Here is a 23,084-nt window from a genome sequence, read left to right on the forward strand (position 1 = left end):
AACGCCGCGACGGCAGAAGCCGGTCGCGGCGCGGGTATTTCAGCGATTGAAACGGGTTTTACTGGATCTGCCCGTGGCAATGCTTGAACTTCTTGCCCGAACCGCAGTAGCACAGCTCATTGCGACCCAGCTTGTGCTCGCTGCGAACCGGGGCAGCGGCGAGCGCCACATCGACCTCTTCGCCCAGCACTTCCGGTTGCTCCAGGCCTGGAGCTTCTTCATGCAGGAACTGCATGCGAGCGGCCAATGCCTCGGCTTCCTGGCGCAGGCGCTGCTCTTCCTCGATTGGATCTTCGCGGCGAACCTGAACGTGGGACAGCACACGGATCGAGTCGCGCTTGATCGAGTCCAGCAGCTCGGAGAACAGGGTGAACGACTCGCGCTTGTATTCCTGTTTCGGGTTCTTCTGGGCATAACCACGCAAGTGGATACCGTGACGCAGGTGGTCCATGGTCGACAGGTGGTCTTTCCACAGGTCGTCCAGAACGCGCAGAACGATTTGCTTCTCGAAGGTGCGCAGCGCTTCGGCGCCCGCCTGGTCTTCTTTCTCGTTGTACGCCGCGATGAGCTCGTTCATGAGCTTCTCGCGCAGGGTTTCCTCGTACAGGTGATCGTCTTCGTCGAGCCATTGCTGGATCGGCAGTGTCACACCGAAGTCGCTCTGCAACGCAGCTTCCAGACCGGCCACGTCCCACTGCTCAGGCAGCGATTGCGGAGGAATGTGTGCGCTGACGGTGGCGTTGAGCACGTCCTGACGGAAGTCGGCGATGGTCTCGCCGATGTTGTCGGCGGCCAGCAACGTGTTACGCATGTGATAGATCACTTTACGCTGTTCGTTGTTGACGTCGTCGAACTCGAGCAGTTGCTTGCGGATGTCGAAGTTGCGACCTTCAACCTTGCGCTGGGCCTTTTCAATGGCGTTGGTCACCATGCGGTGCTCGATCGCTTCGCCAGGCTGCATGCCCAGGGCCTTCATGAAGTTCTTCACCCGGTCAGAGGCGAAGATGCGCATCAGGCTGTCTTCCAGCGACAGGTAGAAACGGCTGGAACCGGCGTCGCCCTGACGACCGGCACGACCACGCAGCTGGTTGTCGATACGGCGCGATTCGTGACGCTCGGACGCAATCACCTGCAAACCACCCGATTCGAGCACTTGCTGGTGACGCTTCTGCCAGTCGGCCTTGATCTGGGCAATCTGCTCAGGGGTCGGGTTTTCCAGGGAAGCCACCTCCACTTCCCAGTTACCGCCCAACAGGATGTCGGTACCACGACCGGCCATGTTGGTGGCGATGGTCAGTGCACCCGGGCGACCGGCCTGGGCAATGATCTCGGCTTCCTTTTCGTGGAACTTGGCGTTCAGGACCTTGTGTTCGATGCCTTCCTTCACGAGCAGGTTGGACATGTGCTCGGAGGTTTCGATGGTGGCGGTACCCACCAGCACCGGACGACCTGCGGCCATGCTTTCCTTGATGTCGGCCACGATTGCCGCGTATTTCTCGTCAGCGGTCAGGAACACCAGGTCGTTGTAGTCTTTACGCGCCAGCGGCTTGTTCGGCGGAATCACCATGACCTGCAGGCCATAGATCTGGTGGAACTCGAACGCTTCGGTGTCGGCCGTACCGGTCATGCCGGACAGTTTGTTGTACAGACGGAAGTAGTTCTGGAAGGTGGTCGACGCCAGTGTCTGGCTTTCGGCCTGGATGTTCAGGTTTTCCTTGGCTTCGATGGCCTGGTGCAGGCCTTCGGACAAACGGCGACCCGGCATGGTACGGCCGGTGTGTTCGTCGACCAGTACGACCTGACCGTCCTGCACGATGTATTCGACGTTGCGATGGAACAGCTTGTGCGCGCGCAGGCCGGCGTAGACGTGAGTCAGCAGGCTCAGGTTGTGCGCCGAGTACAGGCTTTCGCCCTCAGCCAGCAGGCCGATGCGGGTCAGCGTTTCTTCGACGTACTGGTGACCGGCTTCGTTGAGTTCGACCTGACGGGTCTTCTCGTCGACGGTGTAGTGACCGGCCTGGGTCACTTCGCCTTCGACTTCTTCAACGTGCAGCTTGAGCTGCGGGATCAGCTTGTTGACCTCGATGTACAGCTTGGAGCTGTCCTCGGCCTGGCCGGAGATGATCAGCGGCGTACGGGCTTCGTCGATGAGGATGGAGTCGACTTCGTCGATCACGGCAAAATTGAGTTCGCGCTGGAATTTTTCTTCCATGCTGAACGCCATGTTGTCGCGCAGGTAATCGAACCCGAATTCGTTGTTGGTGCCGTAGGTGATGTCGGCGGCGTAGGCAGCACGCTTCTCTTCCGGCGGCTGGAACGGCGTGACAACCCCGACCGTCAGGCCGAGGAATTCATAAAGCGGGCGCATCCAGTTGGCGTCACGGCGGGCCAGGTAGTCGTTCACCGTCACAACGTGCACGCCGTTGCCGGACAGCGCGTTGAGGTAAACGCCCAGTGTTGCCACCAGGGTCTTGCCTTCACCGGTACGCATTTCCGCGATCATGCCTTCATGCAAGGTCATGCCGCCGATCAGCTGGACATCGAAGTGGCGCATGCCCATGACACGCTTGCCGGCTTCGCGGGCGACCGCAAAGGCTTCTGGCAGGAGCTTGTCGAGGGATTCCCCTTTGGCGATGCGGGCCTTGAACTCGCTGGTCTTGGCACGCAATTGATCGTCCGAAAGGGCCACCATTTGCTCTTCGAAGGCATTGACGAGTTGCACCGTCTTGAGCATGCGTTTGACTTCACGCTCGTTCTTGCTTCCAAAAAGTTTCTTTAACAAAGGCGCAAACATATCGGCAGGATCTTCCACACTAAAGGGATGGAGGGCGGCCCCGTGAGTCGCCCGTGCAGCCCTCATGGCCGCATGCGAACGAGCATTCTACCCGGAAACGGTGGTGAGGAAAGTGGCGATATTCCACGATGCTGGCACAGCGCTTTGACGGGGCTCACTTAAAATAGGGGCGTTTTGCTCAACTTCAAGCCGTTCAAGGCAGAAGTTAGTTGTTGATTTAATGGGTAAAGCACCCACAAAAGCAATGGGCGGGTGCATCCGGCGCTTTCTGCTACCATGGCGCCTCTGTTACTTCAGGTGTCTGATCATGGCATTTCGCCCACTTACGGCCAAAGTACCCGCCGTTCTATTACGCGAAGCCAAGCCGCTGAAAGCCATTCTCGGCCACGCTCAACGCCTGGGCCATTTGCAACGTTTGCTCGAAAGCCAATTGCAACCCGCCGCTCGCGAGCATTGCCACGTGGCGTCCTGGCGCGAAGGCAGTTTGTTGCTGATTGTCACCGACGGTCATTGGGCAACCCGCCTGCGCTACCAGCAGAAGCGCCTGCAGCGGCAACTGCAACTGTTCGACGAGTTTGCCAACCTGACGCGAATCCTGTTCAAGGTGCAGCCACCGACCGTCCAGCGGGGCGCGGCCGGGCACACCATGGATCTGTCGGACAATGCGGCCGCGACCATCCAGGCCACGGCCGACGGGATCAGCGACCCGAATCTGCGGGCAGCGCTGGAGCGACTGGCGGCGCACGCCAAGACCAAAGTTTAAAGATCGCAGCCTTCGGCAGCTCCTACACCGATCCTTTGCTCTACTAGCGGCGTTTGCTGCCGCCCAGCAATGAGCCCATCAAGCCGCGCACCAACTGTCGGCCAAGCTGGTTCGCCGCCTGTTGCATCGCCGATTTCAGCGCCTTGCCTGCTGCCGTACCGAGGAATTCGCCGGCCTGTTCGGTGAAACTCGGTTCCTGTTTGCCCTGCTCCGCTTCGGGCTCGGGCGCCAGGCCCTTGCGCCCCATCAGCACTTCATAGGCCGATTCGCGGTCAATCGGCTTGTCATAACGCCCCTGCAACGGCGAACCGGCAATCAACGCCGTACGCTCGGCACCGGTCAAAGGCCCGATCCGCGATTGCGGCGGCGCGACCAGCACACGCTGGACCATTTCCGGGGTGCCTTTTTCCTGCAGCGTGCCGACCAGCGCTTCGCCGATCCCGAGTTCGGTCAACACCGACAACGTATCGAACGCCGGATTCGGCCGGAAACCTTCGGCCACTGCGCGCAGGGACTTTTGCTCCTTCGCGGTAAACGCACGCAGACCGTGCTGGATGCGCAAGCCCAACTGAGCCAGCACATCATCCGGCAGGTCACCCGGCGACTGGGTGACGAAATACACGCCTACGCCTTTTGAACGAATCAGCCTCACGACTTGTTCCAGACGATCACGCAATGCCTGGGGCGTGCCGTTGAACAACAAGTGGGCCTCGTCGAAGAACAGCGCCAGCAAGGGTTTGTCGGCATCGCCACGCTCCGGCAGTTGCTCGAACAGCTCGGCCAGCAGCCACAGCAGGAACATCGCGTAGACTTTCGGCGCTTCATGCACCAGACGGCTGGCATCCAGCAAATGGATGCGCCCGCGGCCATCGGCGGTGGGCTGGAGGATGTCTTCGAGTTGCAGCGCCGGCTCGCCGAACAAGGCTTCGGCGCCCTGTTGCTCCAGAGTCGCCAGCCGTCGCAGCAGCGCCTGGCTGGAGCCGGTGGTCATCAATGCCGCATCGTCGCCCAGCAACTCGGGGTGGTCCCGCAGGTGATTGAGCAACGCCTTCAGATCCTTGAGATCGAGCAACAACAGGCCTTCGCGGTCCGCCACCTTGAACGCCGCGTACAGCGCCGACTGCTGACTGTCGGTCAGTTCCAGCAGGCTGCCCAACAGCAGCGGCCCCATTTCACTCAAGGTTGTGCGTAAAGGATGACCGGACTGACCCTGTACGTCCCACAACGTCACCGGATAAGCCTGAGGCTTGTGGTTGAGCCACGGCATCCCGGCAATCCGCTCGGCGACCTTGCCCTGGGGGTTGCCCGCGGCACCGAGGCCGCACAGGTCTCCCTTGATGTCGGCGGCGAACACCGCCACGCCGGCATCGCTGAACGCTTCGGCCATTCGTTGCAACGTCACGGTTTTTCCGGTGCCGGTCGCGCCCGCGATCAAACCGTGGCGATTGGCCAGGCGCATGGCCTGGGCAATCGGCTGCCCCTTGAGGTCGGCGCCGATTACGAGTTGCAGTGAGTCAGGCATTTGGTCACCCATGATTAATCTTTGGTCCTACACGGCCGATAGAGATAACGACAAAGCAGTCAGACACGATCTGGTAGGAAATTTCCCTAAGGAGAGTCGGAAAATTCAATTGCTTTCAACCTTGCCCGTCGTGCGTCCCTTTATAAAAGCACGCGCTGGACATTAAGACCTTAGCGGAACCCCAAGCCATGAACAAAAATCTGCGTTTCAGCCATAAAATCCTGCTTGCCGCCGCCCTCATTGTTATTGCCGCCTTCGCCTCATTCACGCTGTACAACGACTATTTGCAGCGCAATGCGATCCGCGAGGACCTCAACAACTACCTCAACGAGATGGGTGACGTCACCGCCAACAACATCCAGACCTGGCTGGCCGGGCGTATTTTGCTGATCGAGAACCTCTCGCAAAACATCGCCATCAACCCCGAACAAGCCAATGTCGCCAGCCTGCTTGAGCAGAAAACCCTGACGTCGACTTTCATGGCGTCCTACCTGGGTGATGCCACCGGGCACTTCACCATTCGTCCGGACGCGAAGATGCCCGACGGTTTCGATCCGCGTGTTCGCCCCTGGTACAAAGGCGCCGAAAACAGCAGCACGCCGACCCTGACCGAACCCTACATCGATGCGGCAACCGGTCAACTGATCATCTCGATGGCCACGGCTTCGAAAAAAGCCGGACAGAGCGTCGGCGTGGTGGGTGGCGACCTGAGCCTGCAAACCCTGATCGCGACCCTCAGCGCCCGCGACTTTGATGGCATGGGCTACGCGTTTCTGGTCAGCGCCGACGGCAAGATCCTGGTTCACCCGGACAAAGCGCTGGTGATGAAGTCCCTGAGCGAGGCGTATCCGAAAGATACCCCGCGCATCGGCAACGGCTTCAGCGAAGTGGACGTCGACGGCAAGACCCGCATCGTCAGCTTTACCCCGATCAAGGGCTTGCCTTCGGTCAACTGGTACATCGGTCTGTCGGTCGACAAGGAAAAAGCCTACTCGATGCTCAGCGAGTTCCGCACCTCGGCTGTGGTTGCAACCATCATTGCCGTGGCCATCATCATCGCCCTGCTCGGCATGTTGATTCGCATCCTGATCCAGCCGTTGCACGTCATGACCCGAGCCATGGCCGACATCGCCGACGGCGAAGGTGACCTGACCAAACGCCTGACCATCCAGAACAATGACGAATTCGGCACCCTCGGCACCGCGTTCAATCGTTTCGTCGAGCGCATTCACGGCTCGATCCGCGAAGTGTCCTCGGCCACCGGCCAAGTCAACGAAGTGGCGTTGCGCGTGGTCGCGGCTTCCAACTCGTCGATGTTCAACTCCGACCAGCAAGCCTCGCGCACCAGCAGTGTCGCGGCCGCCATTAACCAGCTCGGCGCCGCCGCCCAGGAAATCGCCCGCAACGCCGCTCAGGCCTCGAGTCAGGCCAGCGATGCCCGCAGCCTGGCCGAAGACGGCCAGCAAGTGGTGGACCGCAGCATCGTGGCGATGAATCAACTGTCGAGCATGCTCAGCGCCTCGAGCACCAACATCGAATCGCTGAACAGCAAAACGGTGAACATCGGGCAGATTCTCGAAGTGATCACCAGCATTTCCCAGCAAACCAACTTGCTGGCACTCAATGCCGCGATCGAAGCCGCCCGCGCCGGTGAAGCCGGTCGAGGTTTTGCCGTGGTGGCGGACGAGGTGCGCAACCTGGCACACCGCACGCAGGAATCGGCGCAACAGGTGCAAACCATGATCGAGGAACTGCAAGTCGGTGCCCGGGAATCGGTGAGCACCATGAGCGACAGTCAACGCCACAGCCAGGACAGTGTGGAAATCGCCAACCTCGCCGGCGAACGTCTGAACAGCGTGACCTTGCGTATCGGGGAAATCGACGGCATGAACCAGTCGGTGGCCACCGCGACCGAAGAACAGACCGCCGTGGTGGAGTCGATCAACGTCGACATCACCGAGATCAACACGCTGAACCAGGAAGGCGTGGAAAACCTGCAATCGACCTTGCGCGCGTGCTCGGACCTTGAGCAGCAGGCGGCGCGGTTGAAGCAGTTGGTGGGCAGTTTCCGGATCTGAGGCGCTCTTGCGGGCCCCTTCGCGGGCAAGCCCGCTCCCACAGCGATCTGCGATCGACCAGGTCAAATGTGGGAGCGGGCTTGCCCGCGAAGGCGGCCTGTCAAACACTACAAAACCCGCTGACACCCCACCCGCACAACCCCAACCGAACATCTATCCTTCATAAAGGTCAACCAAGGGAGTACCGGGACCGGAGGATCGTTCATCGTGCATATCGCTGACATCACCATGTTCTACGCCCCTGCCAGTGGCGGCGTGCGCACTTATCTGGATGCAAAGCACCGTCGCCTGGGCATCAAGCCGGGCATTCGCCACAGTTTGCTGATCCCCGGATCGTCCTTGAGCGAACAGGATGGCATCTTCACCGTTCCGGCCCCTGCCCTGCCCTTCGGCAAAGGCTATCGCTTCCCGCTACGTCTCGCGCCCTGGCGCAATGTCCTGCAGGTTTTGCAACCTGACCTGATCGAGGTCGGCGATCCCTACCTCACCGCCTGGGCAGCGCTGGATGCACGGCGGCAACTCGATGTACCGGTCATAGGTTTCTACCACTCGGACCTGCCGCTGCTGGTCAGCAACCGCATGGGCAACTGGGTGACCAACAACGTCGAGGCTTATGTCAGCAAGCTCTACGGCAACTTCGACCGGGTGCTGGCGCCCAGTCGGGTCATGGCCGACAAACTCACCGGGCTTGGGGTCAGGAATGTGTTCGTGCAACCCTTGGGCGTCGACCTGCAAACCTTCAGTCCCGATGCCAGAGACCCCGGGCTGCGGGCCGAACTGGGCCTGGACGACAACACCCGGCTGCTGATCTTCGCCGGGCGCGGCTCCAAGGAAAAAAACCTGCCAGTGCTGCTCGACTGCATGAAACGCCTGGGCCGACGCTATCACCTGCTGCTGGTTGGCTCATCGATGCCGACGGCCGTGCCGTCCAATGTGACGGTGATCGACGAGTTCTGCCCGGCGCCGCAGGTGGCCCGCCTGATGGCCAGCGCCGACGCATTGCTCCACGCGGGCGATCAGGAAACCTTCGGTCTGGTGATACTCGAAGCCATGGCCAGCGGTATTCCGGTGGTGGCCGTGGCGGCCGGGGCTTTCGAGGAAATCGTCACCGAGGACTGCGGCCGGCTCTGCGCGCCGAACGATCCAGCCGCGATGGCCACCGCTGTTCGAGAACTGTTCGGCTCGGGCAGCGTAGCGCTGGGCCGCCAAGCGCGGTTACATGTCGAACGACATTACGCCTGGGACACGGTGGTCACCAGTTTGCTGTGCCACTACCACGCCGTGCTCGGCAGCCAATGGCCGCTGACAGCCAATGGTTGAGCCCATGAACAGGCCCGCTTTACTGCTGGTACTGCACGACGTGGCACCACCCACCTGGGCCGATTACCAACCGTTCGTCAAAGCCGTCGACGCCTTGGGGGACGTGCCGATCACCTGGCTGGTGATTCCGGATTACCACAAACACAACAATCTGGACGCCCATCCGCGGTTTTGCCACCAGCTCAGTGCCAGGGTCGCCCGGGGCGACGAACTGGCACTGCATGGCTATTTCCATTGCGACGAGGGGCCGATGACCCTCAATCCCCGCGACTGGTTCATGCGTCGGGTCTACACCCAAGAAGGCGAGTTTTATCGTTTGTCACAGGAAGACGCCCTCGCCCGCCTGCGTTCGGGCATCGAGATGTTCCACCGGCATGACTGGCCGCTGGAAGGGTTCGTCGCCCCGGCCTGGTTGATGAGCCAGGGCACTCGCCAGGCATTGCGCCAACTGCCGCTGAGTTACACCAGCGACTCGCAGCATCTATACCGTTTACCGGATTTCACCGCGATCGAGGCGCCGGGGCTGGTCTGGAGTGCGCGCAGTGCCTGGCGCCGGGGTGTATCGAAGCTTGTCAACGACCGCCGTGAACAACGCTGGGAGCACGCACCGGTGATTCGCCTGGGCTTGCACCCGGTGGACATGCGCCACGAGTTCTCGCACCGATACTGGCTTCGAACCCTTGAGCGCCTGCTCGATAAAGGACGCGTTCCGATGACCAAGTCCCAGTGGCTGGCGCTGCAAAACAACCGAATGGGCTGTGCCGCATGAGTCGCGCCCTGCTATTGCTCGTCGGCCTGCTCGCAGCAGTGCTGATTCCACTGCTGTTGGGCGGCAGCGAAATCGGCTCCCGGCTGAGCGCTTTTCCGCTGCCGTGGCTGTTGATCATGTTCGGCATGATCCTGCTGTGCTGGGGCGTAAACACCCTGCGTTTGCGCCTGCTACTGGGGGATCAATGCCACAAGGTCGGCCGGCTCAGGAGCCTTGGCGTGGTGATGGCCGCCGAATTTGCCTACTGCGCCACGCCCGGCGGCAGCGGCGGGCCGCTGACGATCATGGCGCTGCTGGCGCGTCACGGCGTGCGCCCGGCCAGGGGCAGTGCCGTGTTTGCCATGGACCAACTGAGCGACTTGCTGTTTTTCCTCTGCGCCTTGAGCGGGATTCTTGTTTACGCCCTGTTCCAGCACCTCAGCCAGCGCATGGAATGGATGCTGATGGTCAGCGCTGTCTCGCTGTTCGGCGGTTTGATCACCTGCGCCATGGTCGCCCGCTATCACCGCTCGTTGATTCGCCTGAGCGGCCGATGGCTCGCCCGAGTCAATGTCAAGGCAGCCACGCGAATGCGTTGGGCGCGCAAACTCCTGCAATTTCTGACGGCGTTTACCGACACGCTGAAATTGCCCGTGCAGACCTTGATCAAGGTATTCGTCCTGACCTGTGTGCATTGGCTCCTGCGCTACAGCGTGCTCTATCTGGCGCTGCGCGGGCTCGGCGCGGATTTGCAGTGGGCCTGGAGTTTTCTGATCCAGATGCTGGCGCTCAGTGCCGGGCAATTCAGCCTTCTGCCGGGTGGAGCCGGGGCGGCGGAGCTGACGTCGGCGGCGCTATTGGCACCCATGGTCGGGAAGTCCACGGCGGCCGCGGCGATTCTGATCTGGCGGGCGGTGACGTATTACTTCTACTTGCTGGTGGGTGGGCCGGTGTTTTTGCTGATGCTGGGGCGGCCGCTGTTGATGAAATTGATGAAAATCAGGCAGGCCTGAAAAGATCGCAGCCTGCGGCAGCTCCTACAGGGAGAATGCGTGTCATGTAGGAGTTGCCGCAGGCTGCGATCCTTTCAATTCGTCAGACTCCTGCTGCAGTTGCTCCCACAACTCGGCTGCCCCCGGAAACTCCGTACCGTCTTCAGGCCCCATGTCATCCGGGTCGTAGCGGCTCAGGCAACCCTCGCCGAGCGTGGCGGGAGCCTTGGATGTGGCTTTGTCCAGTGGATCGGCCATGGTCATGTCCTCGGTGCAGAAACGGCGAAGGGCCTGGAGCGATTGAACGCCCAGGCCCTTCGAATTTCAACCGCGTCGTGCGTCTATCAGAAGACGACGGTTTTGTTGCCGTGCACCAGCACCCGGTCTTCCAGGTGATAACGCAGTCCACGGGCCAGCACCATCTTCTCGACATCGCGGCCGAAACGCACCATGTCTTCGATGCTGTCGCTGTGGCTGACACGCACCACGTCCTGCTCGATGATCGGGCCGGCATCCAGCTCTTCGGTCACATAGTGGCAGGTCGCGCCGATCAGCTTCACACCGCGCAGGGAGGCCTGGTGGTACGGCTTGGCACCGACGAACGACGGCAGGAAGCTGTGGTGAATGTTGATCACCTTGTGCGCATATTCGCTGCACAACTCGGGCGGCAGGATCTGCATGTAGCGGGCCAGCACCACCACTTCGGCGTCGTGCTGCTTGACCAGGCGCGACACCTCGGCGAAAGCCGGCTGCTTGTCCTGCGGATTGACCGGGACGTGGTAATACGGAATGCCGTGCCACTCCACCATGCTGCGCAAGTCATCATGGTTGGAAATCACGCAGGAAATTTCGCAGTCCAGTTCATCGCTGTGCCAGCGATGCAGCAAGTCGGCCAGACAGTGCGACTCGCGACTGGCCATCAGCACGACACGCTTCTTTTGTTCGGTATCGGTGATGCGCCAGTCCATCGAGAACTCTTCGGCGATCGGGGCAAAGGCTTCGCGCAACGCTTCGATACCAAATGGCAGGGAGTCGGCACGGATTTCGTGACGCATGAAGAACCAGCCACTGAGATTGTCCGAGTGATGGCTCGCTTCAGTGATCCAACCGTTGTGTGATGCCAGAAAGTTACTGACTTTGGCAACGATGCCAACACGGTCCGGGCAAGAAATCACCAGACGAAAAGTGCGCATGAGGGGGAAACTCCAGAACTTCGCAAAGGCCGCCATTCTAGCGATTGCGCAGCAAAACTGCAGTATTGTTGACGATTCACTCTGCCGGAAGGTCGATGCGGCTGGAGGGGCAACACCCGTGCCGGTTCGTCCGGATGCTCTAGCGGTGCCGGACAATTGTTAAATTATGTATATCCGACGGACCTGGATCACACTAATAACGGCATTACCAATGTGCGCCCAAGACAGGGCAACTAAATTAAATAAAGTTGCCTTAAATGTTTACTTGATGAAACACCGTGACTATTATTGCCGCACTGTCACCTGCCATCCAGCGTACAACATAAGGTAGTTCCCATGTCCTTGATCAACGAATATCGCGCCACCGAAGAAGCTATCAAAGAGCTGCAAGCCCGTTTGAAGAACCTGTCCCAAGACGACAAACTGCAAACCGAGCTGGAATTCGAAGGCAAACTGCGCACCTTGATGGGTGAATACTCCAAGTCCCTGCGTGACATCATCGCGCTGTTGGATCCAGAGTCGAAAACCAAGGCACCACGCGGCGGTGCAGTGAAAACTACCGGCACCAAGCGTGCTCGCAAAGTTAAACAATACAAAAACCCGCACAACGGCGAAGTCATCGAAACCAAAGGTGGCAACCACAAGACTCTGAAAGAGTGGAAAGCCAAGTGGGGCGGCGACGTGGTAGAAGGCTGGGCTACCCTGCTGGGCTAAGCCTCAGAGCTTGTCGCAGATGGATCCGTGACAAAAAAAGAACGCCAGCAAATGCTGGCGTTTTTTTATGCGCGGCTTTTAAGCACCGGCAGGTTCGAATTCAAAGATGCAAACGCTGACGCAGTCCCTCGACATAATCCTGCCACTCACCGAGCACCCCCTGCTGAAACGCAGAGGCACTAACGCTCAATTGGGCCGCGGCCTCTACAAAACTTTCGAGGGTATTTGGCGCCCCCCATCCGGGGTCTGACAAACGCTTCTGACAGAATATTCGCCAGCGCTCTTGCTCCTCGGCATTCAACGTATCGGGAAAGTTGCGTGCGCGATATCGAAACAATAATTCCGGCAAGCGTTCGTCATCGAAAGGCCACTGCTCTTGTGCCAACTGCTTTGGGTCAACGGTTCTGACTTGCTCGCACAAACGCCGGTCCCGATCACCGATGAATCCATCGTATAACTGTTGCTCCGGATCCTGGCTCTGGGAAAAATCTTCGCGGGCATAAATCGCCAGGACTTTATCCAGCCAAACTTTCCGCGCGTCATTTAGCCGCAACACCCGCTGCTGATACAGCGCCATGTCCAGACCCAGGCGCTGCTGATCCTCCTGGCGAAGTACCGACAACGGAGCCACTACCGGGCACTTGTTGATGTGAATCAACTTCAACGGCACCGGCAACTCCCCCTCGGCCAGTTCGTCGTGGCGGGTATACAAGCGCTGACGCAAACTTTCGGCGTCCAGGTCGAGCAGGCCCTGGGGATCGAGGTGCAGGTCACAGACGATCAGGGCGTTCTTGTTGCGTGGGTGCCAGGCCAGCGGCAACACCACCCCCACATAGCTGCGCGCCGCCGAAAAGCGCCCGGACACATGCACCAGCGGTTGCAGCAGGCGTATCTGGTCCATGACTTTTTGCTTGCTGCGCAGTTGAAACAGCCAGGCGTAGAGCTTTGGCTGTTTTTCCCGAATGAGGCGCGCCAGGGCAATCGTCGCGCGAACGTCCGACAACGCCTCGTGGGCATTGCCGTGATCGATGCCGTTGGCCGCGGTCAGGCGCTCGAGTTTGAGCGTGACCCGCCCTTCGTCGTCCGTCGGCCATTGCAGGCCATCGGGGCGCAAGGCATAAGCGGCGCGTACCACATCGATCAGGTCCCAGCGGCTGTTGCCGCCCTGCCATTCCCGCGCATAAGGATCGAAAAAGTTTCGGTACAGGCTGTAGCGGGTCATCTCGTCATCGAAACGCAGCGTGTTGTACCCCGCGCCACAGGTACCCGGTGCCGCGAGCTGGGCATGCACCCGTGTCATGAAATCGGCTTCGCTCAAGCCCTGCGCCTGCAGTTGCCCGGGCGTGATTCCCGTGATCGCACAAGCGGCCGGATGCGGCAGGATGTCGTCGCTGGGCTGGCAGTAAAGATTGACCGGCTCGTCGATTTCATTGAGATCGAAGTCGGTGCGCAGGCCGGCCATTTGCAACGGACGGTCGCAACGGGGATTGATGCCAGTGGTTTCGTAGTCGTACCAGAAGATGGAGGTCACGGGCGATTCCTGAACTGAAGATCGGCAAAGTCTAGGCGTTCACCTCCCGCCCCGGCCAGTAGTCTGTCATTCAAGCAGCTTGCGCGGCTCGCCATGCAATACAGGGTTATGTCGTTTCCCTGCGCCCCCGCCCCTCGAATAGGCTGCTAGCATCGAATGGATACACAATCCCGATCCAGGCCTCATCATCAGGTTGCCCATGCTCGAGACCACAGCACTGCCAGGGAATGCGCCGCTGTCACCGCCACTGGATACGCGGTACCAGGTCGAAACGCCGGAGGGCGTCGACCTGCCGCTGCGCCCGGCCGGGTTGATGGTTCGTGCACTGGCGTTCGCCATCGATCTTGCTTTGCGCGGCCTGGTCCTCGGTGTGCTGTTCATTGCGCTGGCGATGCTCGGCAAATTGGGCGCCGGGCTCGGGTCGATCCTGCTGTTCGGGGTGAGCTGGTGGTACATGGTGCTGTTCGAGGTGCTCAACCAGGGCCGCTCGCCGGGCAAGCAATGGATGGGACTGCGGGTGGTGCACGACGATGGCACCCCGGTCGGCTGGTCCGCGTCGCTGCTGCGCAACCTGCTGCGCGTTGTCGACCTGTTGCCATTCGGTTACTTCCTCGGGGCCATCATCTGCCTGCAACACCCCCACTTCAAGCGCCTTGGCGATATCGCCGCCGGGACCCTGGTGATCTACCGCGAACACTCGCACACCCGCCCCGAACTCCCCGAAGCCCAGCCCCGTCGCACGGCATTTGCCCTGACGCTCAGCGAACAACGGGCCATCCTCGGGTTTGCCGAGCGCCAGGGCGAACTCTCCCGGGCGCGGGCCGATGAACTGGCCTCCATTCTCGCCCAACCCTTGCACGTCCCGGCCGCACAGGCGGTGACCGAACTCAACGGCATCGCCCGCGGCTTGTTGGGGCCGACATGAAACAAAGCCTTTTCGAACGTCGGCACAAAGCCGAGTGGGACCGTTTCTGCGGGCTGCTCGAACAATTGGAACGGGGCGGCAAGGTCACCGACACCGGCAGTTTCCCGAAGGACTACCGACGCCTGTGCCAACACCTGGCGCTGGCACGGGAGCGTGGCTACAGCAGTTTTCTGATCGACTCGCTGCAGCAACAGGTGCTGCGCGGGCATCAACAGCTTTACCGTCACCGCAGCCGCCTGGGGGCCAATGCGCTGGCTTTCATCCTCGCGGATTTCCCGCGCCTGGTGCGCGAACAGTGGCGCTTCGTGCTCGCCGCCAGCCTGATGTTCTTTGTCAGCCTGGCCGGTTTCGCGCTGCTGGTGTACCTGTTCCCGGACCTGATCTACAACCTGATCCCCGCCGAACAGGTCAGCGAAATGCAAAGCATGTACGACCCCGTTGCCGGTCACCTCGGGCGCACGGCGGAACGGGCCGCCAGTGAAGACTGGGTGATGTTCGGTTACTACATCATGCACAACATCGGCATTGCCTTTCAGACCTTCGCCAGCGGCTTGCTGTTCGGCCTGGGCAGCGTGTTCTTCCTGATCTACAACGGCCTGATGATCGGTGCGGTGGCCGGGCACCTGACCTACGTCGGCTACGGGCAGACCTTCTGGTCATTCGTGATCGGCCATGGCGCTTTCGAACTCAGCGCCATCGCCCTGGCAGGCGCCGCCGGTCTGAAGCTGGGTTGGGCGTTGGTCGCCCCGGGACGCCTGCCCCGCGCCGAGTCCTTGCGATTGGCGGCGCGCAAGAGCGTGCTGCTGATTTGCGGGGTCATGCTGTTCCTGTTGATCGCGGCGTTTATCGAAGCCTACTGGTCATCGATGACTCGCCCGTCGCCCCAGACCAAGTACCTGGTGGGCGCGGCGCTCTGGTTGCTGGTGGTGGTTTATCTCGTATTCGCCGGACGTCGCCGCCATGCGCCTGAATGACGCCAGCGTGGTCATTCGCCCTCGCTCGACCTGGGAAGCCATGGACCTCGGCGTGCTCCTGAGCCAGCGCCACCGACGCCTGCTGATGACCAGTTGGGCGTTGCTCACGTTGCCGGTGTTCGCGTTGCTCAGTTGGGGGCTCTGGGACTCACCCTCTCTCGCCGTGTTGATTTTCTGGTGGTTGAAACCGGCATTCGACCGCCTGCCCTTGTACATCCTGTCCAAAGCCATGTTTGGCGAAACACCCACGCTCAAGCAGGCCCTGCGGCAATGGCCGCGGCTACTCAAAGGGCAATTGCTGGCCAGCCTGACCTGGCGACGCCTGAGTCTGCAGCGCAGTTTCGTGATGCCGGTGGCGCAACTCGAAGGCCTCGACGGACAACAGCGCCAGCAGCGTTTGGAGGTGCTGTTGCAGCGGGACGCCGGCGCCGCACGCTGGCTGACGATCATCGGCGCGCACCTGGAAGGCGCGCTGTGGATCGGCTTGATGGTGTTGTTCTATCTGCTGCTGCCACAACAGGTCGCGCTGGACTGGAGCTGGCAGTCGCTGATTTCTGCGGCCACCCAGGACTGGCGCTGGCTGGAACACCTGACCAACCTGTTTTATGCACTGGTGCTGGTGGTCTGGGAGCCGATCTATGTCGCCTGCGGTTTCAGCCTTTATTTGAACCGGCGCACCGTGCTGGAAGCCTGGGATATCGAACTGGTGTTCCGCCGGATGCGCCAGCGTCTGATCAGCGCAAGCAGCGTGCTGTTGATCGCCGTGATGTGGCTGATGGCACCTGCACACAGCGTGTGGGCCGCCGAACCGACCATTTCACCCGACAGCCCACGGCTGCTGGACCAGCCCCTGAACACTCAGGTCGCCAGGGACGGCATCAAGACGATCCTCGAACAGCCACCCTTCAAGAACCGGGAAGCGGTGACACGCTATCGCTTCAGCGAAGACCCGCCGGGCGCGCAAGCGTCGGGCGACGGGCAGACACCGCAATGGTTGAAGTCCCTGTTGAAGCTGTTTGAGGGACAGCACTTCAGAGCCTTGGCGAACCTGATTGAAATCGCGCTGTGGGGCATCGTCATCGGTGCTGTCGGCCTGTTGATCTGGCGCTATCGCGACTGGGTGCAGGCGTTCGTCAGCCGGCGACCGCCCCCCGGCGCCAAAGCCGTGCGCCCCTTGCCGCAGCAGGCGTTTGGCCTGGACCTCAAGCCCGAGTCCTTGCCCGCCGACATTGCCACCCGCGCCGAAAGCCTCTGGCAGAGCCATCCGCGCGAAGCCCTCGGCTTGCTCTATCGCGCCCTGCTCAGCCGCCTCTCGCACGATTTCAACATCGCGCTCGAGGCCGCCGACACCGAAGGACAGGTGCTGCAGCGCATCGAGCAATTACAGCAACCAGCCTTGCTGGCCTACAGCAAAAACCTGACCGGGCACTGGCAAGGCATGGCCTACGGTCACCGCCTGCCCCCCGAACAGGTGCGACAGGAACTGTGTGACGGCTGGCGCGTGTTGTTCGACCCGGAAGCGCTCCGTTGAGTCGGCGCCGGGGCACGATCGCCATTGCACTGCTCGCCGTGCTGGTGGCGCCGCTGGGTATTTATCTGTATCTCAAGGCAACCCCCTATCAAGTCGAAATCGACCACGGCCCTTCTCCCGAAGCCAGGGCCGACCCTTATCTGGCGGCGCAACTGTTCCTGCGCCGACAAGGCCTGAGCGTCGATCACGCCAACGGCCTGGACATCCTCCCCAGCCTCGATCCACATCGACACAGCCTGTTGTTGCTCGGGGACCGCTACAACATGACGCCACGGCAGATCGACCAGGTGATGAACTGGACCCGGGGCGGCGGGCGGCTGTTGTTCGTCGCCGAGTCGTTGTGGGATGAAAAACTCGGCCACAGCAATGACCTGCTGCTTGACCGGGTACAACTGCGCCAATTATTGAGCAAAGACCTCAAGGAGCCGCCACCGGATATCGGTGAAGATCCTTACCCGCAACTGACCAAGCTCTATCTGGAAGACGAAGACGCCCCGGCCTATACCGGTTTCGATACCGCCTTCCATCTCGAAGACCCGAAAAACCTCGCCCAGGCCTGGGCCAACAGCGCCAGGGCGACGCACATGATGCAACTCGATTACGGACTCGGCTCGATCATCGTGGTCACTGATGCCGACCTGTGGAAAACCCCGGCCATCGAACAGTACGACAACGCCTGGCTGCTCTGGTACCTGACCGCCGACACCCGCGTGACGCTGATCTTCAACACCGATCACGACAGCCTGCCGACCTTGCTGCTGCGTGACTTCCCCCAGGCGCTGGTCGCGTTGTTCGCCTTGATCGGCCTGGGTTTCTGGCACTTTGGCGTGCGTCAGGGGCCGTTGCTGGAACCGGCACCGAAAGCACGCCGGCAACTGCAAGAGCACCTGCGCGCCAGTGCCGACTTCCTGCTGCGCCGCAACGGTCAGGCCGGCCTGTTGCAAGCCTTGCAGCAGGACATCCTGCGGCGCGTGCGACGTCGACATCCCGGCTTTGAACTACTCGCCGTCGACGAACAATGGTTGCTGCTAGCACACCTGACCGGCCAACCCACACGCGCTATCAGCCAGGCCATGAGCCCGCGTCCGAACCAACGGCTTTCAAGTGTTGAATTCAGCCGTCAGGTCGCCCACCTGCAATCCCTGAGGAACGCTTTATGAACGGGTACTTGGGAAGCATTACGCAGTGATTTTTCAAGGTGCCTGGAGAATCCGGGGCGATTCGACGCGCTCCAGAGGCGACTTGCTCAGCGCATGAAGCGGGCTTGCCCATGCCCGCATCGAGCCGGCCTGGTGACTGCTCGTCGGCTCATCGAAAACCCACTCAAGATCGCCTCCTTCAAGCCGATGGAATAGAGGTGCCGACTGGCTTCAAGCTGTTCATTAACAAGGGGCAAAGTGCTAGCATCGCCGCCGCGCAATGCACCCGGGCATCAACATAACCGTCGTCTTTCCCAATGTTTTTTTCATCTTTCGGACTTTATGCGACTCTTCCTAGATCCCCAGCGAGATATTGATGCCGCGCTGCTACGTTATCGTCGACTGTTCGGCGTGTTGGCACTGTTCAGCGGGGTGATCAACCTGCTGATGCTGGTCCCGTCCATCTACATGATGCAGGTTTTCGACCGCGTCCTGACCAGCCGCAATGAAACCACGCTGTTGATGCTGAGCCTGATCCTGCTCGGGTTCTTCGCCCTCGGCTGTGTGCTGGAGTGGGTGCGCGGCCAGGTGATGATCAAGATGAGCGCCGGCCTGGACACTCAGTTGGGCGAGCGGGTATTCGATGCGGCCTTCGAGCGCAGCCTGAAGGAGCACAGCGCCAACCCGGCCCAGGTCCTGAGCGATTTGAACAGCATTCGGCAGTTCGTCACCGGTCCGGCGCTGATTGCCATCTTCGATGCGCCGTGGCTGCCGATCTATGTCATCGCGACGTTCCTGTTCCATCCCTGGCTTGGGGTGTTCACGGTCATCGGCTCGCTGATCCTTGCCGGGCTGGGCGTCTGGAACGAGCTGACCACCCGCAAAAGCATGAGTGAAGCCAACCGTTTGTCCGTGGCGTCTTCCAGCTACGTGAACAGCACCTTGCAGAACGCCGAAGTGATTCAGGCGATGGGCATGCTCGCGCCCTTGCGCCAGCGCTGGTTCAACGTACAGCAGCGGGTCATTACCGAGCAGGGCGAGGCCAGTGACCGCAGCTCGCGGATCGCTGCGCTTTCACGCTTTGTGCGCATGACCTGGCAATCGCTGGCCCTTGGCCTGGGCGCCATCCTGGTGATCGAGAACCAGATTTCCGCCGGGGTGATGATCGCCGTGTCGGTATTGCTGGGACGAGCCATGGCGCCGGCCGAAGCGCTGATCGGTTCGTGGAAGCAGATGGGGAACGCCAAGAGCAGCTACGAACGCTTGAACCGCCTGCTCAACGAATTCCCCAAGGCCGCGCCAGGCATGCCCCTGCCGGCACCGACCGGGGCCCTGAGCATCGACCGCCTGGTGATCACCCCGCCGGGCATGCACAAGCCCGCAGTCAATGGCGTGACCATCAGCCTGGCCAAGGGCGAAGTCTTGGCGATCATCGGTCCGAGCGCATCAGGCAAGTCCTCCCTGGCGCGCGCCATGGTCGGCATCTGGACCGCCAGGCAGGGCTCGGTACGCCTGGACAGTGCCGAGATCGGCCAGTGGTCGCGTGCGGCCCTCGGCCCGCACCTGGGTTACCTGCCCCAGGACATTGAGCTGTTCGATGGCAGCATCGCCGAAAACATCGCGCGCTTCGGCGAGGTGGACCCAGGCAAGGTCATCGCAGCGGCGCAACTGGCCGGGATCAACGAGATGATCCTGCACTTCCCCAAAGGCTATGACACCCTGCTCGGGACTGGCGGACTGGGGTTGTCCGGCGGCCAGAAGCAGCGCATCGGCCTGGCCCGCGCGTTGTATGGCCAACCGGCGCTGGTGGTGCTCGACGAGCCCAACTCCAACCTCGACGATGCCGGTGAAGCGGCGCTGGTGCAGGCCGTGCGCAAGCTCAAGGCCGAAGGCTGCACCGTGGTGCTGGTCACCCACAGGCCGAGCATTCTCGGCGCGGTCGACAAGCTGTTGTTCCTCAAGGACGGCGTACAAACCCTGTTCGGCCCGCGTGACCAGGTGCTCAAGACCCTGGTGCCTGCGACACCGGCAAAAGCCGTCGAACCCCGCAATCAAGAAGCCTGAGGCGTCAATGCAACCCAGTTCGAGCGACATTTCGACCCCCGAGAACAAGCCCGATGCGGATGCTGCGGGCATTGCCAGGATCGGCGTGTGGTTTTTGCTCCTGAGCCTGGGCGGGTTCCTGCTCTGGGCCTGCCTGGCACCGCTTGACCGCGGCGTGGTCGGTAGCGGCACCGTGGTGGTTTCCGGCGAGCGCAAGACCGTGCAGTCGCGCAATGGCGGCACGATCGACAGCATCCTGGTACGTGAAGGCGACCGGGTGCAGCAGGGGCAAGTGGTGATGCAGCTCAACACCGTCCAGGCCAAGTCGCAACTGGATGTCGCCCTGGGCCAGTGGCTCGGCGCCCGCGCCGTCGAGGACAGGCTGACGGCCGAACGCCTTAACCGCGACACGGTACAGTGGTCCGAGGCCTTGCTGGCCCGTGCCGGTGACCCGCGCGCCGTCGCGGCGATGGAGCTGCAAGGCTATCTGTTCGCCACCCGCCGTGCCGAACTGGCCAGCCGCATGCAAATCAGCCGGCACGAAATAGCCTCGCTCAAAGAACAGCTCCAGGGCTTCGAAGAGATCAAGCGCAACCACGCCGTACAACTGCAATTCCAGGAGCAGGCGCTCAAGGGGCTGCGGGAACTGGCCCGTGAAGGTTATCTGCCACGCAACCGGCTGTTCGAAGCGGAAAGCAGTGCGGCGCAGCTGGGCGCCCAATTGGCTTCGAGCGTTTCCGATATCGGCCGCACGCGCCAGGCGATCAATGAAAGCGAGCTCAAGGCGTTGCAACAGGGGCAGGTCTTTCGCAGCGACGCCGAGTCGCAATTGACCCAGGTCGTGGCGCAGACCTCAAGCCTGATCGACCAGATCAAGTCATTGGAATTCGAAGTCAACAGTGCCGCCATCGTTGCGCCCGTCGCCGGCCAGGTGATGGGCATGACCGTGCACACCGTCGGCGGCGTCGCACCCGCGGGCCAGCGCTTGATGGACATTGTCCCGCAAGGCTCCAGCTGGGTGGTCAAGGCGCAATTCCCGCCGATGATGGCCGACCGGCTCAAGCCGGAGCTGCCGGTCGATCTGCGTTTCGGTTCGTTGCAACGGGTCCACACCCCGGTGATCGTCGGCAAGGTGCTCACGGTGTCGGCCGACCAGTTGATCGACGAACACACCGGTTCGCCCTACTTTTCGGTGGAGGTCTCGGTCAGCCCCGAGGCGATCATCCATCTGCGCGAGCTGGGCCTGGATGTCAAGCCAGGCATGCAGGCCGAAGTACTGGTCAAGACCGGCGAACGCACGCTTGCCAATTACTTGATGCAGCCGGTGACCGAGCGTATGGCCGGGGCTTTCAAGGAAGAATGACCGTGTCCGTACGCATCGCCTTGCTACTCTCCGTGTTCTGCTCGTGCCGGCTGCTGGCGGCTGAAGCGCCGTTGTCACTGGTCGCCCTTTACGACGCATCGCGACTCAACGATGCGACCTACCAGGTTGCCAACCATGACTTCGAGGCATCGCGCCAGGAAGAGGCCATCGGCCGCAGCGGCTTGCTGCCGCAGGTCGCCATCAACTCGCGCTACGGCAAGGGCGGAGAGTTCGAAAAGCAGTCCCGCGCCAATAACCAGAACGATCAATACACTTCCGACAGCGTTGCCCTGTCGGTTATCCAGCCGCTGTTCGACAAAGGTCGCTGGGCCTCCTACGAGCAGGCCAAGGCGCGTGGGCAGTTGGGCGAAGTCCAGCACGAAGGCGCCGACCAGCAGCTGTTCGATCGCGTGGTTCAGGCCTATTTCGATCTCGCCCAGGTGGAAAACGAACTCAAGCTGACGATCCAGCAGAAAGCCTCGGTCGAAGAACTGGCCAAGCAATCCCGGCGCCTGTTCGAAGCCGGTGAAGGCAGCATCACCGACCTTGAAGAAGCGCAAGCCCGGCTCGATTCCATCCGTGCCCAGGAAATCCAGTTGCAGGCCCAGCATCGTGCGGCCCTGCGCAAGCTGGCGGGCCGCGCCGGGATTACCGTCAGCGAGATCCCGCAGATGCAGGAGCAGGCACCGGCCGCCGCCTTGCTTACCCCCGAGCAGGACCTCGACTACTGGCTGATCAAGGCCGACCAGGCCGCGTCGGCACTGGGCATCAGCCGTGCTTCGATCAAAGTGGCCGAAGCCAACCTCAACCAGCAGAAGGCCGGGCACTACCCGACCGTGGCGCTGAGCGGCCGACTGGCGCAGGTTGGCCAGAGCGACATCAACGAAACGTCCCAGCGCCAGTCGACATACTACGTGGGCGTCGTCATCGATATCCCGCTGTACCAGGGCGGCGGGGTCAGCGCTTCTTCGGAAAAGGCCCGCGCTGCCCTGGAGAGTGCCCGATCCGGGTATGAGGTCCAGCTCCAGCAAATGAACGAGGACCTCGAGCTCAACTACCTGGGGGTGGTGGCGGGCTTCGAGAAGATCAAGGCCCTGGTGACGGCCGTGCGCTCCAGCCAGACTGCCCTGAAGTCCGCGGAAAAAGGCTATGAGGCCGGCGTGCGCTCGACGGTCGACATCCTCGATGCCCAACAGCGCCTGTTCTCCTCCAAGCGTGACCTGCTCGATACCAAGCTGGCGATGCTGCAAAGCTACGTCAACCTGCACACCCGCACCGGCCAGATGACCCGCAATGAGCTGGAAAAGGTCCAGGGGTTGTTCTGACCTACTGATCGACTGATCGACTGATTAACTGTAGGAGCGAGCTTGCTCGCGATGGTCGTAAACGATAACGCGTGTTTACTGACTGAACGCGGCGCTCTCAAGTCCATCGCGAGCTCGCTCCTACAGAGG

Annotated in this window: 18 protein-coding genes and 1 pseudogene; 14 read left to right on the plus strand and 5 right to left on the minus strand. The window is 61.3% G+C overall.

What is annotated here, in order from left to right; genetic code table 11:
- Window positions 1-58: 58 nt before the first annotated feature.
- Window positions 59-2,794: a preprotein translocase subunit SecA gene (gene secA / locus ACEN83_RS24380; RefSeq protein ID WP_218482135.1), complete on the minus strand. Its 2,736-nt coding sequence runs from the start codon at window positions 2,792-2,794 to the stop codon at window positions 59-61.
- 307 nt (window positions 2,795-3,101) lie between these two features.
- On the opposite strand from secA, the gene ACEN83_RS24385 reads away from it, so the two are divergent.
- Window positions 3,102-3,557 carry a DUF721 domain-containing protein gene (locus ACEN83_RS24385; protein ID WP_495578650.1) on the plus strand — a complete coding sequence of 152 codons (456 nt, stop codon included), beginning with the start codon at window positions 3,102-3,104 and terminating at the stop codon, window positions 3,555-3,557.
- Window positions 3,558-3,600: 43 nt separating this feature from the next.
- On the opposite strand, the gene ACEN83_RS24390 is transcribed toward ACEN83_RS24385, so the two are convergent.
- A complete protein-coding gene (locus ACEN83_RS24390; protein WP_495580909.1) occupies window positions 3,601-5,079 on the minus strand; it encodes a helicase HerA-like domain-containing protein in 1,479 nt (492 codons plus the stop codon).
- 188 nt (window positions 5,080-5,267) lie between these two features.
- Here ACEN83_RS24390 and ACEN83_RS24395 point away from each other — a divergent pair.
- The 5 genes and pseudogenes from ACEN83_RS24395 to gpgF form a co-directional block, all read left to right on the plus strand.
- A pseudogene (locus tag ACEN83_RS24395) lies at window positions 5,268-6,299 on the plus strand (HAMP domain-containing protein); the annotation flags it as partial.
- Between the two features lie 93 nt (window positions 6,300-6,392).
- The gene (locus tag ACEN83_RS24400) at window positions 6,393-7,157 is read left to right on the plus strand and encodes a methyl-accepting chemotaxis protein (RefSeq protein ID WP_428608872.1); all 765 of its coding nucleotides are present in this window, start codon (window positions 6,393-6,395) and stop codon (window positions 7,155-7,157) included.
- Between the two features lie 207 nt (window positions 7,158-7,364).
- Window positions 7,365-8,477: an N-acetylglucosaminyl phosphatidylglycerol synthase gene (gene gpgS / locus ACEN83_RS24405; RefSeq protein WP_495578651.1), complete on the plus strand. Its 1,113-nt coding sequence runs from the start codon at window positions 7,365-7,367 to the stop codon at window positions 8,475-8,477.
- The gene (gene gpgD / locus ACEN83_RS24410; RefSeq protein WP_495578652.1) at window positions 8,470-9,246 is read left to right on the plus strand and encodes an N-acetylglucosaminyl phosphatidylglycerol deacetylase; all 777 of its coding nucleotides are present in this window, start codon (window positions 8,470-8,472) and stop codon (window positions 9,244-9,246) included. The genes gpgS and gpgD overlap by 8 nt, the downstream gene beginning before the upstream one ends.
- Window positions 9,243-10,238, plus strand: coding sequence for a glucosaminyl phosphatidylglycerol flippase (gene gpgF, locus ACEN83_RS24415; protein ID WP_116583390.1), 996 nt, complete (start codon window positions 9,243-9,245; stop codon window positions 10,236-10,238). The genes gpgD and gpgF overlap by 4 nt, the downstream gene beginning before the upstream one ends.
- Window positions 10,239-10,280: 42 nt before the next feature.
- On the opposite strand, the gene ACEN83_RS24420 is transcribed toward gpgF, so the two are convergent.
- Together ACEN83_RS24420 and purU are read right to left on the minus strand one after the other, a co-directional pair.
- A complete protein-coding gene (locus ACEN83_RS24420) occupies window positions 10,281-10,475 on the minus strand; it encodes a hypothetical protein (protein WP_495578653.1) in 195 nt (64 codons plus the stop codon).
- A gap of 86 nt (window positions 10,476-10,561) precedes the next feature.
- Window positions 10,562-11,410, minus strand: a complete 849-nt coding sequence (gene purU / locus ACEN83_RS24425; protein WP_007977367.1) for a formyltetrahydrofolate deformylase — start codon at window positions 11,408-11,410, stop codon at window positions 10,562-10,564.
- Window positions 11,411-11,746: 336 nt separating this feature from the next.
- Here purU and mvaT point away from each other — a divergent pair, with 336 nt between their 5' ends.
- Complete coding sequence (mvaT, locus tag ACEN83_RS24430; protein ID WP_007933316.1) at window positions 11,747-12,124, plus strand: histone-like nucleoid-structuring protein MvaT; 378 nt, start codon at window positions 11,747-11,749, stop codon at window positions 12,122-12,124.
- A gap of 100 nt (window positions 12,125-12,224) precedes the next feature.
- On the opposite strand, the gene sbcB is transcribed toward mvaT, so the two are convergent.
- Window positions 12,225-13,655: an exodeoxyribonuclease I gene (sbcB, locus tag ACEN83_RS24435; protein WP_116583392.1), complete on the minus strand. Its 1,431-nt coding sequence runs from the start codon at window positions 13,653-13,655 to the stop codon at window positions 12,225-12,227.
- Window positions 13,656-13,854: 199 nt separating this feature from the next.
- Here sbcB and ACEN83_RS24440 point away from each other — a divergent pair, with 199 nt between their 5' ends.
- From ACEN83_RS24440 to ACEN83_RS24470, 7 genes are all read left to right on the plus strand, one after another.
- On the plus strand, window positions 13,855-14,580 hold the full coding sequence (locus tag ACEN83_RS24440; protein WP_495578654.1) for an RDD family protein: 726 nt from the start codon (window positions 13,855-13,857) through the stop codon (window positions 14,578-14,580).
- Window positions 14,577-15,554: a stage II sporulation protein M gene (locus tag ACEN83_RS24445; protein ID WP_495578655.1), complete on the plus strand. Its 978-nt coding sequence runs from the start codon at window positions 14,577-14,579 to the stop codon at window positions 15,552-15,554. Before ACEN83_RS24440 ends, ACEN83_RS24445 begins: the two co-directional genes overlap by 4 nt.
- A complete protein-coding gene (locus ACEN83_RS24450) occupies window positions 15,541-17,085 on the plus strand; it encodes a DUF4129 domain-containing protein (protein ID WP_495578656.1) in 1,545 nt (514 codons plus the stop codon). The genes ACEN83_RS24445 and ACEN83_RS24450 overlap by 14 nt, the downstream gene beginning before the upstream one ends.
- A complete protein-coding gene (locus tag ACEN83_RS24455; RefSeq protein WP_495578657.1) occupies window positions 17,082-18,245 on the plus strand; it encodes a DUF4350 domain-containing protein in 1,164 nt (387 codons plus the stop codon). The genes ACEN83_RS24450 and ACEN83_RS24455 overlap by 4 nt, the downstream gene beginning before the upstream one ends.
- 321 nt (window positions 18,246-18,566) lie before the next feature.
- Window positions 18,567-20,288 carry a type I secretion system permease/ATPase gene (locus tag ACEN83_RS24460; protein ID WP_007977373.1) on the plus strand — a complete coding sequence of 574 codons (1,722 nt, stop codon included), beginning with the start codon at window positions 18,567-18,569 and terminating at the stop codon, window positions 20,286-20,288.
- 7 nt (window positions 20,289-20,295) lie between these two features.
- Window positions 20,296-21,630, plus strand: a complete 1,335-nt coding sequence (locus ACEN83_RS24465; protein ID WP_218477925.1) for an HlyD family type I secretion periplasmic adaptor subunit — start codon at window positions 20,296-20,298, stop codon at window positions 21,628-21,630.
- Window positions 21,627-22,955: a TolC family outer membrane protein gene (locus tag ACEN83_RS24470; RefSeq protein ID WP_007977375.1), complete on the plus strand. Its 1,329-nt coding sequence runs from the start codon at window positions 21,627-21,629 to the stop codon at window positions 22,953-22,955. The genes ACEN83_RS24465 and ACEN83_RS24470 overlap by 4 nt, the downstream gene beginning before the upstream one ends.
- Window positions 22,956-23,084 lie beyond the last annotated feature (129 nt).

This window comes from Pseudomonas sp. Pseusp49 (assembly GCF_059491875.1).

Bases quoted from the DNA above. Each gene is read 5' to 3' on its own strand.
- secA (WP_218482135.1), bottom strand. From the start codon at position 2,794: ATGTTTGCGCCTTTGTTAAAGAAACTTTTTGGAAGCAAGAACGAGCGT.
- ACEN83_RS24385 (WP_495578650.1), top strand. From the start codon at position 3,102: ATGGCATTTCGCCCACTTACGGCCAAAGTACCCGCCGTTCTATTACGC.
- ACEN83_RS24390 (WP_495580909.1), bottom strand. From the start codon at position 5,079: ATGCCTGACTCACTGCAACTCGTAATCGGCGCCGACCTCAAGGGGCAG.
- ACEN83_RS24400 (WP_428608872.1), top strand. From the start codon at position 6,393: ATGTTCAACTCCGACCAGCAAGCCTCGCGCACCAGCAGTGTCGCGGCC.
- gpgD (WP_495578652.1), top strand. From the start codon at position 8,470: ATGGTTGAGCCCATGAACAGGCCCGCTTTACTGCTGGTACTGCACGAC.
- gpgF (WP_116583390.1), top strand. From the start codon at position 9,243: ATGAGTCGCGCCCTGCTATTGCTCGTCGGCCTGCTCGCAGCAGTGCTG.
- ACEN83_RS24420 (WP_495578653.1), bottom strand. From the start codon at position 10,475: ATGGCCGATCCACTGGACAAAGCCACATCCAAGGCTCCCGCCACGCTC.
- purU (WP_007977367.1), bottom strand. From the start codon at position 11,410: ATGCGCACTTTTCGTCTGGTGATTTCTTGCCCGGACCGTGTTGGCATC.
- mvaT (WP_007933316.1), top strand. From the start codon at position 11,747: ATGTCCTTGATCAACGAATATCGCGCCACCGAAGAAGCTATCAAAGAG.
- ACEN83_RS24440 (WP_495578654.1), top strand. From the start codon at position 13,855: ATGCTCGAGACCACAGCACTGCCAGGGAATGCGCCGCTGTCACCGCCA.
- ACEN83_RS24445 (WP_495578655.1), top strand. From the start codon at position 14,577: ATGAAACAAAGCCTTTTCGAACGTCGGCACAAAGCCGAGTGGGACCGT.
- ACEN83_RS24450 (WP_495578656.1), top strand. From the start codon at position 15,541: ATGCGCCTGAATGACGCCAGCGTGGTCATTCGCCCTCGCTCGACCTGG.
- ACEN83_RS24460 (WP_007977373.1), top strand. From the start codon at position 18,567: ATGCGACTCTTCCTAGATCCCCAGCGAGATATTGATGCCGCGCTGCTA.
- ACEN83_RS24465 (WP_218477925.1), top strand. From the start codon at position 20,296: ATGCAACCCAGTTCGAGCGACATTTCGACCCCCGAGAACAAGCCCGAT.
- ACEN83_RS24470 (WP_007977375.1), top strand. From the start codon at position 21,627: ATGACCGTGTCCGTACGCATCGCCTTGCTACTCTCCGTGTTCTGCTCG.